This is a genomic window from Sphingomonas sp. BL-S-30 (assembly GCF_055521475.1).
In genome coordinates this window covers 3,934,088-3,946,364 of the sequence record NZ_CM145481.1, presented here as the reverse complement: position 1 = coordinate 3,946,364, position 12,277 = coordinate 3,934,088, and the positions used below count along the sequence as shown (strand labels likewise).

Here is a 12,277-nt window from a genome sequence, read left to right as displayed (position 1 = left end):
AAGCAGGGAGAGAGCGATGCTGCGCGGAATCGGGGTGATGGCGATACTGATGATGTCGGGCGCGCCCGATATGGCACAGGCTCAACAGGCCGGACGGATCACCGGCGTCGGCGGCATCTTCGTCAAGAGCAAGGACCCGAAGGCGCTTGCTGCCTGGTACCGTGACGTGCTGGGCATTCAGGTGGAATCGTTCGGCGGCGCGGTGCTTCGCTACGATGCGCCCGGTCATCCCCCGGTTCTCGCCTGGAACGCGTTCCGGCAGGGCAGCAGCTATATGGAACCCTCGACCCGGGAGTTCATGATCGATTTCGCGGTCGACGATCTGGACGCCTTCATCGCGCGCCTGACGGCAAAGGGGGTCGAGATCCTCAAGCGCGACGATAGCGACCCGAGCGGCCGGTTCGCCTGGATCCTCGATCCGGACGGCACCAAGATCGAGCTGTGGCAGCCAAAGGCGGATCGCTAGGCCCGCAACGCCGACGCGCCAGGCGGCACGAAAAAATATCGCAGGACCTTGTCGATTCCCGACAGCCCCGTTCGTCGTTCCAATGTCGGGCAGCTGAGCCCGGCTCGAACAAGGGAGACAGCCAGTGCATGTGATGGTGTTCGTGAAGGCGACCGAAGACAGCGAAAAGGGCTTTGTCCTCACGCCCGAGACGGCGGAGATGATGGAGGCGATGGGCAAGTTCAACGACGAGCTGCGTGATGCCGGCATCCTGCGCACCGCTGATGGCCTCAAGCCCACTTCCGAGGCCAAGCGCGTCGCGTTCGATGGACCCGGCCGCACGGTCATCGACGGGCCTTTCGCCGAAACCCGGGAACTGGTCGCCGGCTTCTGGCTCTGGGAAGTCAAGGACATGGACGAGGCGGTCGCCTGGGTGAAGCGCTGCCCCAACCCCATGCCGGGGCCGAGCGAGATCGAAATCCGGCCGCTGTACGAGGCGAGCGATTTCCAGTGAGGTGCCGACGCGGGCTCGGTCCCGGCGCACCTTGCCATCGATCGGAGCGTGAAGATGACCATTACCATCACCGCGTTTGAAACATCCCCCGATCGCGGCAGGGGCCTCGCGCGCGACATGCGCGTCCGCTGGGCGCTCGAGGAAGTCGGCCAGCCCTATGACGTCCGCCTCGTCTCGTTCGCCGAGATGAAGGAGCCCGCGCACCGGGCGCTTCATCCGTTCGGGCAGATCCCGACCTATGAGGAAAATGGTCTCGTCCTGTTCGAATCCGGGGCGATCATCTTCCATCTCGCGGATCGCTATCCCGGCCTGTTGCCGGACGAGCCCGATGCCCGGGCACGCGCGATCACCTGGATGTTTGCCGCGCTCAGCACGGTGGAGCCGCCGATCCTCGATCTCGTCGTCGTCAAGTTCATGGAAGGCGACAAGCCCTGGGCGGAGGAACGCCTGTCATTGGTGCAGGATCGCATCCGGGACCGACTGGGCGACCTTTCGCGCCGGCTTGGCGATGCCGACTGGCTCGACGGAGCGTTCAGCGCGGGCGACCTGATGATGGTGGAGGTGCTGCGCCGGTTGAGCGCATCGGGGCTGCTGGACGAATATCCGAACCTCGCGGCCTATGTCGCCCGCGCCGAAGCGCGGCCCGCGTTCAAGCAGGCGTTTGCCGCCCAGCTGGCGGTCTTCACCGCCGCGGGCGGCTGACAACAGGGCGGCACCGCTAGCTGCCCGCCACGACGAGTCGCGGCAGGGTGCGGATCGGCTCGATCGTGATCGCCCGGAACCAGGTCTCGGCGCCCTCGGACTGGAGCTGGATATGGCCATGAGTCAGCGGCACCCGCGTCCCGTCGGGCGCCAGGGTCGCCAGACCGCGCACCTCGGCCACAGGCACGCCGTTGACCACGTGAATGGCACGGTCGCCAAGCACATAGAGATCGAGCGTGTTCCAGGCGCCGACTGGCCGTTCCGCATCGCTTGCGCCCTCGACGTTCCAGGTCGGGGTGCCGTTGATCATGTCGATCTCCGTGCCCCCCATGCGAAAGCGCAGGTGCGGCGCGATCAGCGAGGGATCGAACGCCACGTTTGTCCGTGCCCGCACCCTGGTGCCGACGGTGACGACCATGCCGGTCGACCCCTTCATGATCTCGAATTCCACCGACGGCCGCCATGTCCCGAACACCTCGCCGGGCGTTCCGTGGGTGTGGTAGAGCAGGCCGTTGTTCTGCGGCAGGTGCTCGCGCGGCGGCCATGTCCGTGCGCCCCATTTATACTGGAGCCGGAGATGATAGTCGCGGAGGTCGGCATGGTGGACGAGGCTGCCCCACGTCTCGCCCTTCACCCGGATCGCCGGCGCGCCGTCGACCTGCCGGACGGCGAAATCGCCGCTGGTGTCGCGGCTGGCGCCGATCGGCGCGCTGCCGGGATTGCCTTTGTAGGTCACCGCCGGGTCGGCATAGCCGAGCCAGGGCTGCCACCCCGCAAGGCTGCGGCCGTCGAACAACGCGATTCGCTTGCCCGCCGGTTTCGGAAGGTCGGCGAGGGTGAGGCGCTGCGTCGCGGCGGGCGGGTCGCCTGCGATGGCGCGCGCCCGCTCGGCTGAATCCTGCGCCAATGCGGCGGCCGGCATCAGCAGTACAGCTAGCAACGCTCGGTTCACCACCATGATCTTCTCCCTCGTCACGTCGCCGTGCTCGGCGCGCCCGCGAGTCAACGGACGGAACTCACTGCGGGAGCTTGCGTCAGCAAGTGGCGACGGACAATGGCGGACGATACCGGGGGGCGACTTCGGCTAGCCGAGATCGAAGAAATCCACCTCGCCCCGGGCGAGGCTGTAGGTGCCGCCAACGATGCGCAGGCTCTTTTCGGCGATCGGCGTCATCAGCATCGGCTCGGAGGCGTGGCGAAGCTGGCTGACGATGCGCGACACGTTGCGCCTCGTGGATGCTTCGAGCAGATCGGTTGCGCCCGCCCGCTGCGCCTGGAGCACAGCCGGCACGATCGGTTCGATCATCCGGCCGATCGATCCGGGATAGTCCTTTCCTTTCAGGACCACCGACACCGCGGCATCCACCGCGCCGCAACGCTCGTGCCCGAGCACCAGGATCAGCGGAACCTTCAGCACGGCGACGCCATATTCAATCGAGCCCATCGCCACCGTGTCGACGACGTTGCCGGCGTTGCGGACGACGAACAACTCCCCGAGGCCGCGCCCGAACAGGAGCTCGGGCGGCACGCGCGAATCCGAACAGCAGACCAGGGCCGCGAACGGGCTTTGCGACTCCACCAGCGAAAGCCGGCGCTTCTCGCTCTTGTCGCGATCGGGCGCCTTCCCGGCGGCATAGTCACGATTGCCGTCTTGCAGCAACGCCAGTGCTTCGTCGGGCGTCTTGCCCGAAACCGGGGGAACCATCTCCTGGGCGGCGGCGGCCCAGGCGAAACCCGACATCAAGGGGAGGGTGACGGGGGCAGCAATCATGGTGCGACGTGAAATCATCCGATCAACTCCCACCCGAATGTCCGTATTCGACAGAGATTCTTTATGATCCGGGCGAAAGCATTCTGTCCAACGCATTCGCGACACTCAGGCGGACTCTTGCCCGGTGTTGCCGCCACTGTGCGCCAAATGGCATGGAAACTGTTCCAGTTGCGGCAAACTCCTGACAAGTGACAGATAGATCGGAAATAGTTCTATCTGGTGATAATGCGATGTCGGCGGACCGATCGCATTGGGGCCGGAAGCAGCTGATCCGCTCCCGGCCCCATGATCATCCTCTTCGTTGCGCCGAAGCCGTACTCAGCTCCGGATGAACGCGAGCAGATCGCGGTTGATGATGTCGGCGTGCGTGGTCGGCATCCCGTGCGGAAGACCGGGATAGGAGATCAGCGTGCCGTTCTTCAGCAGCTTGACCGAGCGCGCGCCGGTGGTGGTGAACGGGCAGATCTGGTCGTCCTCGCCGTGCAGCACCAGCACCGGCACCTCGATCGCCGCGAGATCGTCGTAGAATTTGGTCTCGGACAGCGCGCTCGCGTCGCGGATACGTGATCGTTACCTTGAGACTGGTTTCCCGGACGAAGTTGGTCCGGCCATGCCGCGAGGAACAGCTCCTTGCTTGCTGTGCCTCGCTCGCCTGCTCCCATCGTTGCGAAGCAGCCTAAAACTGTCGAAATTTAACGTTGTTTAACCTGCGCTGGTCTGCGCGCCAGGCTATTCCGGCCCCGCCGGCACGGGGATGCGCGCTCTTGTCACAAGTCACCGTCGACCGGCACGCATCAATGTCGACCGAAGGGAGAACCGATCATGTCCATGGGGAAAGTGCTCGTTGTTGGCTCCAATGCTACCCGGATCGAGATTCAGGGCGGCGGCACCGGGCCGACCGGCCAGTATCTGAACGAGCTGGTCGTGCCGGTGATGGCGCTGGTCGAGGCAGGCTATGACATCGTCTTTGCCACGCCGAACGGCACCAAGCCGTTTATCGATCCGGTCTCCGACCAGACGATGCATTTCGACAATGACGAGGCGGCGCACAGGCGTGGCCGGCAGTTCTTCGACACGCATCCGGCGATGAACAATGTCTCGACCCTGCGCGCGATCATCGACGGCGGGCTGGATCCCTATCTCGCCTTCTTCACGCCCGGCGGTCAGGCGCCGGTGGTCGATCTGATGCAGGATGGCGATCTGGGCGAGATCCTGCGCCACTTCCACACCCAGGGCAAACCCACTGCCTTTCTCTGTCACGGCCCGATGGCGTCCGTTTCCGCCATGCCGCGCGCCCGGGAATTCCGTGCAGCGCTCATCGCCGGCGACAAGACCAAGGCGGCCGAGCTTGCCACGGACTGGCAATATGCCGGCTACAACATGACAGTCTATTCAGCGAGCGAGGAGAAGCCGATCGAGGACAATATCCTCCACGGCAAGCTCTATTTCCACATGCCCGAGGCGCTGACGATCGCGGGCGCCCATGTGGAGACCGGCCCGGATTTCGCCCCCAAAGTGATCGAGGACCGCGAAGTGATCACCGGCCAGAATCCGCGTTCGGACCATCCGATCGCCAAGGCGCTCATCGCGGCACTGGCGCGCACGAGCGTCGAAGCATGAGCGGCGCGCGCGATCACGGCGCCGTTTCCGATCCGGGGAGAGCGCAATGCCTGGTCCAGTGAAACTCATGGCGATTCTCGTCGCGCGCCCCGGCAAGGTGGCGGCGTTGCGGGCGCTGCTCGACACCATGATCGCGCCAAGTCGGGCTGAGCCAGGCAATCTGCGATGGGATATCTGGCAGGATCAGGCCGACAGCGACCGCTTCGTCCTCGACGAGCTCTACACCGACATGGCTGCCGCGGTCGCACACCGTGAATCGCCGCACTTCCGTCACTATGCCGGCAGCGTCGGCGACCTCGCCGACCGAACGCCGCTGACGCTCGATCCCGTGGCGATCGGCTGATCGCTCGATCCGCCTGCGCCGCCGCGCACCGACCAACTGGAGACCTTCGATGAAACGCATGATCTGGAGTTTGTTCGCCATGATGGCCATCGCCGCCCCGTCCGCCACACCCGCCGCCGCCCCTGAGAAGCCGGTTTCGATCGTCCTGGTGCACGGCGCCTTCGCCGACGCATCCGGCTGGAAGCAGGTCTACGACATCCTGTCGCGCGACGGCTACGAAGTCCTGATGGTCCAGAATCCCACCATCACCCTTCAGGGAGATGTCGATGCAACGCGCCAGGTCATCGCCAGGGCAAGGCATCGCGTGGTGCTGGTCGGCCATTCCTATGGCGGGGCCGTCATCACTGAAGCCGGCACTGACCCCAAGGTCCAGAAGCTGGTCTATTTCGCGGCCTTCGCGCCCGATGTCGGTGAATCGGTGTTCGATCTTGCGACCAGGCCGACGCCCGGCGAGGATTCCGCCCCGCTGCTGCCGCCGAGCGAGGGCTTCCTCATGGTAGATCCGGAGAAATTCCCGAACGCGTTCGCCGCGGATATCGACCCGTCGGTGTCACGCTTCATGGCAGCCGCGCAGGTGCCCTGGGGGCTTGGCGCGGTGCAGCCGAAGATCGTCAACGCCGCGTGGAAGACGAAGCCTTCCTTCTACATGCTGACGCTCAAGGACCATATGGTGGCGCCGAGCACGCAACGCCTGATGGCGACCCGGGCTAAGGCGACGATCGCCGAGATACAGAGCAGCCATGCGGTAATGCTGTCGCATCCTCAGCAGGTCGCCGCCTTTATCGAAACCGCGGCAGGCGCGGCTAAATAGCTCCTGGATGCAAGGAACTGCCGGACTTTCGGAGGAGCGTGGCAGCTCGTCCGAAAGCCAGCAGGCAGCTGCCGCGCCTTACATATTGGCGGCGGTCGGCCGCACGATGACTTCGTTGATATCGACGCCCTCGGGCTGTTCCAGCGCGTAGCGGATCGCGCGCGCGATCGCGTCCGGTGTCAGCGATTTCTGGCGCCAGTCCTTCAGCGCCGCCGCGATCTGCGGATCGCTGATGTCGTCGCCCAGTTCGGTTGCGGTCACGCCGGGGGAAATGACGGTGGCGCGGATGTCGTCATGCTCTTGCCGCAGCCCTTCGGTGATCGCCCACACCGCATATTTGGTGGCGCAATAGACCGCCGCCGTCGGCAGGACGAAGTGCGCGCCGACCGAGGCGACGTTGACGACATGCCCGCTGCGCTGCGCGACGAAGCGCGGCAGCACCGCCGCGATGCCGTTGAGCACGCCGTGGATATTGACGTCGATCATCCGGGTCCATTCGTCGGTCTTCAGCGCGGCGAGCGGCGACAGCGGCATGACGCCGGCATTGTTGATCAGCACGTCGATCCGCCCGAATTTCTGCTCGGCGGCATCGGCGAACGCAGCGAAGTCGGCTGCGTCGGTGACGTCGAGTTCGCGCCACGCGACATTGGCACCGAGTTCGGCGGCCAGCGCCTGGAGCCGCTCGCCGCGACGCGCGCCGATGAACAGCCGCGCGCCCGTGGCGGACAGTTCGCGCACAGTCGCTTCGCCGATGCCGCTCGATGCGCCGGTGATGAGGATGGTCTTGTCGAGGCTCGTCATGGTCATGTCCTTCTTGCCCTGAGGTGGTGACGGAGAAATGGGGCGAGCGGGGTGGCGAGTGGTAGAGCGATCGCCCGCAGGCTTTGCACGATCCTCCAAAAGTGACGGTCGAACCTTGCACGTCTGCGCGGGATCGTGTCTCACCGTGCCATGCATCGTATCGCCGACCTGACCGACCTCATTGCACGTCACGCGCCGCAATCCGGCATTTCCGCGACGGCGGTCCCCAGGCTGTCGCTGATCCGCGCGGATGTTCCGTCGGTACCGGTGCCGGCGGTGTATGAGGCATCGCTTTGCCTGATCGCCCAGGGGTCGAAGCGCGTGTCGCTGGGCGATCACAGCGTGATCTATGATGCGTCGCGCTATCTGCTCGTCTCGGTCGACCTGCCGCTGGTCGGCCATGTGCTCGAAGCGAGCCCGGATGCACCCTATCTGTGCTGCAAGATCGATCTCGATCCCGCCATGCTCGCCGACCTGGTGATCGCCGATGGCGGCACGCCTGCCAGGAGCGCGCTGCCCGCGCTCGCGGTCTATCCGGGCGATCCCGACCTGATCGACGCCGCGTGCCGGCTGGTGCGGCTGCTCGACCGGCCCGACACGGTGGCCGCGCTCGCGCCGCTGATCGAGCGGGAGATCGCCTATCGCTTGCTGACCGGGCCGCATGGCGCGATGCTGCGCCACATGGCGACCGCGGACAGCCATCTGAACCAGGTCAGCCGCGCCATCGCGCGCATCCGCCGTGGTTTCCATGAACAGCTGCGCATCGACGAGGTCGCCGCGGCGGCCGGGATGAGCGCGTCGTCGCTGCACGCGCATTTCAAGGCAGTGACGCGCATGACCCCGCTCGAATATCAAAAGCAGCTGCGCCTGCAGGAAGCGCGCCGGCTGATGCTCGCAGCGGGCACCAGCGCGGGCGCGGCCGGCTTCGCGGTCGGCTATGACAGCCCGTCCCAGTTCAGCCGGGAATATCGCCGCCTGTTCGGCGCCCCGCCGCGCCAGGATATCGAGAGCTTGCAGGCGGCGCAGAATTACGGCGCGGGCGTCTGAGGCCATTCTGCTCCATGCAGTACAGCCGTCGCCAAACCACCTACGAAAGTCTTCGTTGACACCTACGAAGTTCTTCGTATAGAGAGTCGACCATGACGCGGACCGATCTTCCCAAGCCGACCGAGGCCGAGCTGGAGCTGCTCGCGGCGCTGTGGGCAAAGGGCGAGGCGACGGTGCGCGAGCTGTTCGACGGCCTCGGCCAGGATCGCCCGCGCGGCTATACCTCAGTGCTCAAGACGCTGCAGATCATGACCGAGAAGGGGCTGGTCGAGCGGACCGAGCAGGGCAAGGCGCATCTCTACCGCGCTGCCGCCAGCCAGAGCGACACTCAGAGCCAGCTGCTGCGCGACCTCACCACGCGGCTGTTCGCCGGGTCGGCCGCCCAGCTCGCCATGCATGCGCTGTCGATGGAAGCGGTCGATGCCGACGAGCTCGGCGAAATCCGCAAGCTGATCGACGCGAAGAGGCCGAAGCCGTGACCCTGCACGCCGACGCCCTGGCCTGGACCCTGATCCATTTCTCCTGGCAGGCGGCGGCGATCGCCTTTGTCTATGGCGTCGTCGACCGGGCGCTTTCCGGCCTGAGCAGCCGGGCGCGGTACGGGCTGGCGCTGGCGGCGCTGCTGGCGATGGTCGCTGTGGCGATCGTCACCCTGATCCACCAGGAGGCGTTGGCGCGGGTCGCTGCGCAATCCCTGGCCATCCCGATTGCCGACGAGGATGTGCCCCTGGCGCTAGCGGCGATGAAGGATGGCACGGCGTTCCGGTCGGCCTGGTCGCCAGCGCATGACGCGTTGCTGCTCTGGCTCGACCTGGCATGGCTTGCCGGCGTGTCGCTGCTGTCGGTCCGGGCGATCGGTGGCTGGATCCTGCTGCGCCGCCTCGTACGCGCGGCCGATATCGAGGTCCCGGCGCCCCTGGCGGCGATGGTCGAACGGCTGCGCCTGCGCATGACGCTGCGCCCGGTGGTGTTGCGGCTGTCCTGGCAGGCGTCGGGGCCCTTCGTCATGGGCCTGTTCCGCTCGGTCGTGGTGGTGCCGGTTTCGGCGCTCGCCGCGCTGACGCCCGATCAGCTCGAAGCGGTGCTGGCGCATGAGCTCGCGCATATCCGCCGCGCCGATTATTTCTGGAACCTGCTGCAGACCCTGGTCGAGACCTTGTTCTTCTTCCATCCCGCCGTGTGGTGGATCGGCCGGCGGCTGCGTGAAGAGCGCGAGCATTGCTGCGACGATCTCGCGCTCGTGGCGTGCGGCGATCCGCTGGCCTTCGCCACGGCGCTGTGCACGCTCGAAGCGGCGCGCATTCCAGCGCCCACCCTTGCGCTGGCGCTTGACGGGCATCGGCCGGCCTCGGCACTGCGCTTGCGGGTCGCGCATATCCTGGGCGAGGCTCTACCCGCGCCGCGTCGTGCGGCGCCGTTGATGCTGGCGGGCATCGCCGCGCTCGGCCTGTGCGCCGTCACGATCCTGCCGCGCGCGCGCGCCGCCGTCGTTCAGCCCGTCCGGCCGAAGCACGCCCCGATGATCCGGATCGCCGGCGGGGCGACCTTCACGGCCACCACCATCGCTACGGAAGCGCCCGTGCCGGCAAGGGTACCCGAGCCGCTGCCGGCGGCGGCCGTCCAGAAGGAGGACGCCGTCGATCCGGCTCCGCCCGCATCGGCCGCCGAATCCTATGAGGCGGCGATGCTCCGAGCGGGTTATGGCGGGGATCTGCGCGCGCTGCCGATGCTGGAGAAGCTTGGCATCACGCCCGACTATCTGCGCTCGATCACGGCGCTCGGGCTTGGCCTGCCCAATGCGAAGCAGCTCCAGATCCTCTGGTCGCACGGCGCCCGCGCCAGCGATGTCGAAGCCTTCCGTGCCGTGGGCGCGGCACCGCCCAACCTTTATGATTTCGTCGGCTACCGCCTCTATGGCGTGACCCCCGCGCTGGTCACCGGCATGCGCGCGGTCGGGTTCGACGGCATCCCGTCGAGGAAACTCGTCCAGCTCGCCAAACTCGGCGTCACCCCGGCCTATGCCGCCGCGGCGAGGCGGGCGCGGCCGGAGATCGATCTCTGGCACCTGATCGGCCAGCGCATGGAAGAACGCGACAGGCAACACCAGGCCGGCGACGGGGCGGGTTAGCCGCAACGCATCACAGCAGCCGAAAAATCACCAACCGTGTGACGGCGGACGCCCCCGGCTCGTCCGCGATCAAGGAGCAGCGATGAGACGTGAGACTCGCTTTCCCAAAGGCGCCTGCTGATGACCTCGGGCAGAAGCGCGATGGCCGAATGGGCGCTGAACACGGCTGATGTCCGTCCGCCCAGCGGCGCCGAGATCGATGCGGCGCGCGCCGCGGCAGACCAGTTGTTCAAGCTCGATCGCGGCGACGACCTGGTCAGCCTGCCTGCCGGTGTCGGTCGGGACGCGATCATGCTGCCGGCAACGGTGTTCCGCGCGCTGCTGCGCATGGTGGCGGAAACCGGCAAGGGCAATGCCGTGGCGGTGGTGCCGTTCGAGGCCGAACTGACCACGCAACAGGCGGCCGATCTGCTCAACATGTCGCGCCCGCACCTCGTCAAGCTGCTGGCCCGGGGCGAGCTGCCCTACCGAATGGTCGGCACCCACCGGAAGCTGCCGGTGCGCGAGGTGCTCGATTACCGCGCGGCCCGCGCCGCCGCGCAGCAAGGCGTGTGATGTGATCGGGCCGTTCGGCCGGCGCCATCCATGCTGCGTCCGGCGGCTGAAGGCGTCGCGGGAATAGCGCTCCTCGCCAAACACTGACATTGCAGTCGCCGGCCCTTTCACCGAAGGTGCCGACCGGTCCGTCCCCGAAAGGCGAGGCGGAGACGGCAGGACAGGGGAGGGTAAGGTTGCGGCCATCAAGGTCATGTCCGGATTCTGCGCGGACGCGCCACCGGTGACGGCTGTGTCCGATGCGATGCCGCCGCGCCAGTTGCTCCGGGCCCTGTTCGACACGGCGGTCGATGCCGTTACTGCCGATCGCTGCATCCCGGCCGATGTCGTTGGAGAGCCCGTCGCCGGCCGCACGCTGATCGTCGCGGTGGGCAAGGGCGCAGCGGCGATGGCCTCGGTCGCGGCGGATATGGTTCAGGGGCCGCTGTCCGGGCTGATCATCACCCGCCACGGGCATTCCGGCCCGCCGCACCATATCCCGTCCGATTTCGAGCTGATCGAGGCCGGGCACCCCGTGCCCGATGCCGACAGCCTCGCCGCGGCGACCCGCGCGCTTGAATTGGTACGGCGGCTCGGGGCCGAGGACCGGCTGCTTGCGCTGATCTCGGGCGGCGGATCGGCCCTGCTCACCCTGCCGGTGCCCGGCGTGGCGCTTGCCGACAAGCAGGCCGTGACCCGGGCGCTGCTGCGCTCGCGTGCAACCATCGCCGAGATCAACAGCGTGCGGAAGCATCTCTCGATGGTGAAGGGCGGCCGCCTCGCCGTCGCCGCCGCGCCGGCGCGAGTCACCTCGCTGGTCATCTCCGACGTGCCCGGCGACGACCCGAGCTTCGTCGCCAGCGGTCCGACCGTGGCCGATCACACCACGCTGGAAACGGCTCGCGAGATTCTCGCCCGCCACCGCATCGCGCTGCCCGCGACCGTCGTCGCCGCGCTCGACGATCCCGCCAACGAGACCCCGGCGCCCGCCATGGTCACCGGCGAGTTGCTGGTCGTGGCCCGCGCCCGCGACGCGCTGGCGGCGGCAACCCGCCTTGCCGAAGCCCAGGGCTATGCCGTCACCGATCTCGGCGATGGTCTGGAAGGCGAAGCCCGGCGGCTCGGTGCGGAGCACGCCGCGCTCGCTCTCCGGCGCGCGGCGGATGGCCGGGCGCAGGTCATCCTCTCGGGCGGCGAGACCACGGTGCGCGTCGCCAACCCGGACGGTCGGGGCGGGCGCAACCTGGAATATCTGCTCGGCCTCGCCATTGCGCTCGATGGTGCGCCGGGCCTCCACGCGATCGCCTGCGATACCGATGGCATCGACGGCACCGAGGATAATGCCGGCGCGATCGTCACGCCCGACACGCTCGCCCGCGCCCGCGCGCTCGGCTTCGATGCGCAGGCGATGCTCGACGCGAACCTGGCCTATCCCTTTTTCGAGGCGCTCGGCGACCTGGTCGTCACCGGGCCGACCCGCACCAACGTCAATGATCTGCGCGCGATCCTGATCGCGCCGGCAGGGGTCGACTGACAACACGACAAGATTCAGCGAGGGGTG

The 12,277-nt window shown here is 67.2% G+C and carries 14 protein-coding genes and 1 pseudogene; 11 read left to right on the top strand and 4 right to left on the bottom strand.

All coding sequences use genetic code 11. From position 1 onward, the window contains the following. Positions 1-16 precede the first annotated feature (16 nt). The 3 genes from ACZ1I5_RS18385 (at position 17) to ACZ1I5_RS18375 (ending at position 1,661) form a co-directional block, all read left to right on the top strand. Positions 17-466 carry a VOC family protein gene (locus ACZ1I5_RS18385; protein WP_465170689.1) on the top strand — a complete coding sequence of 150 codons (450 nt, stop codon included), beginning with the start codon at positions 17-19 and terminating at the stop codon, positions 464-466. 124 nt (positions 467-590) lie between these two features. Next, positions 591-959, top strand: a complete 369-nt coding sequence (locus tag ACZ1I5_RS18380; protein WP_465170688.1) for a YciI family protein — start codon at positions 591-593, stop codon at positions 957-959. Positions 960-1,013: 54 nt separating this feature from the next. Beyond that, positions 1,014-1,661 carry a glutathione S-transferase family protein gene (locus ACZ1I5_RS18375; protein ID WP_465170687.1) on the top strand — a complete coding sequence of 216 codons (648 nt, stop codon included), beginning with the start codon at positions 1,014-1,016 and terminating at the stop codon, positions 1,659-1,661. A 16-nt stretch (positions 1,662-1,677) separates the two neighbouring features. Here the strand turns inward: ACZ1I5_RS18375 and ACZ1I5_RS18370 are convergent, their stop codons facing one another. From ACZ1I5_RS18370 to ACZ1I5_RS18360, 3 genes and pseudogenes are all read right to left on the bottom strand, one after another. Beyond that, entirely contained in the window at positions 1,678-2,667 is a 990-nt protein-coding gene (locus tag ACZ1I5_RS18370) for a 3-keto-disaccharide hydrolase (protein WP_465170686.1), read from the bottom strand. A gap of 78 nt (positions 2,668-2,745) precedes the next feature. After that, the gene (locus ACZ1I5_RS18365; RefSeq protein ID WP_465170685.1) at positions 2,746-3,528 is read right to left on the bottom strand and encodes a carbonic anhydrase; all 783 of its coding nucleotides are present in this window, start codon (positions 3,526-3,528) and stop codon (positions 2,746-2,748) included. Between the two features lie 222 nt (positions 3,529-3,750). After that, positions 3,751-3,978, bottom strand: a pseudogene (locus tag ACZ1I5_RS18360) (alpha/beta fold hydrolase); the annotation flags it as partial. Positions 3,979-4,254: 276 nt separating this feature from the next. Here ACZ1I5_RS18360 and ACZ1I5_RS18355 point away from each other — a divergent pair. Genes ACZ1I5_RS18355 through ACZ1I5_RS18345 form a run of 3 tightly spaced genes read left to right on the top strand, consistent with a single transcriptional unit; the run spans position 4,255 to position 6,206 of the window. Further along, on the top strand, positions 4,255-5,052 hold the full coding sequence (locus tag ACZ1I5_RS18355) for a type 1 glutamine amidotransferase domain-containing protein (RefSeq protein ID WP_465170684.1): 798 nt from the start codon (positions 4,255-4,257) through the stop codon (positions 5,050-5,052). Positions 5,053-5,098: 46 nt separating this feature from the next. Continuing rightward, the gene (locus tag ACZ1I5_RS18350) at positions 5,099-5,395 is read left to right on the top strand and encodes a putative quinol monooxygenase (RefSeq protein ID WP_465170683.1); all 297 of its coding nucleotides are present in this window, start codon (positions 5,099-5,101) and stop codon (positions 5,393-5,395) included. Positions 5,396-5,444: 49 nt separating this feature from the next. Beyond that, positions 5,445-6,206, top strand: a complete 762-nt coding sequence (locus tag ACZ1I5_RS18345; protein WP_465170682.1) for an alpha/beta hydrolase — start codon at positions 5,445-5,447, stop codon at positions 6,204-6,206. A 78-nt stretch (positions 6,207-6,284) separates the two neighbouring features. Here the strand turns inward: ACZ1I5_RS18345 and ACZ1I5_RS18340 are convergent, their stop codons facing one another. Beyond that, complete coding sequence (locus tag ACZ1I5_RS18340; protein ID WP_465170681.1) at positions 6,285-7,007, bottom strand: SDR family oxidoreductase; 723 nt, start codon at positions 7,005-7,007, stop codon at positions 6,285-6,287. A gap of 150 nt (positions 7,008-7,157) precedes the next feature. Here ACZ1I5_RS18340 and ACZ1I5_RS18335 point away from each other — a divergent pair, with 150 nt between their 5' ends. The 5 genes from ACZ1I5_RS18335 to ACZ1I5_RS18315 all read left to right on the top strand — a co-directional run bounded on the left by ACZ1I5_RS18335 (position 7,158) and on the right by ACZ1I5_RS18315 (position 12,250). After that, on the top strand, positions 7,158-8,054 hold the full coding sequence (locus tag ACZ1I5_RS18335; protein ID WP_465170680.1) for an AraC family transcriptional regulator: 897 nt from the start codon (positions 7,158-7,160) through the stop codon (positions 8,052-8,054). Between the two features lie 92 nt (positions 8,055-8,146). Continuing rightward, entirely contained in the window at positions 8,147-8,533 is a 387-nt protein-coding gene (locus ACZ1I5_RS18330; RefSeq protein WP_465170679.1) for a BlaI/MecI/CopY family transcriptional regulator, read from the top strand. Further along, the gene (locus ACZ1I5_RS18325; RefSeq protein ID WP_465170678.1) at positions 8,530-10,182 is read left to right on the top strand and encodes a M56 family metallopeptidase; all 1,653 of its coding nucleotides are present in this window, start codon (positions 8,530-8,532) and stop codon (positions 10,180-10,182) included. Before ACZ1I5_RS18330 ends, ACZ1I5_RS18325 begins: the two co-directional genes overlap by 4 nt. A gap of 120 nt (positions 10,183-10,302) precedes the next feature. Next, positions 10,303-10,737: an excisionase family DNA-binding protein gene (locus ACZ1I5_RS18320; protein WP_465170677.1), complete on the top strand. Its 435-nt coding sequence runs from the start codon at positions 10,303-10,305 to the stop codon at positions 10,735-10,737. A 193-nt stretch (positions 10,738-10,930) separates the two neighbouring features. Continuing rightward, complete coding sequence (locus tag ACZ1I5_RS18315) at positions 10,931-12,250, top strand: glycerate kinase type-2 family protein (RefSeq protein ID WP_465170676.1); 1,320 nt, start codon at positions 10,931-10,933, stop codon at positions 12,248-12,250. Positions 12,251-12,277 lie beyond the last annotated feature (27 nt).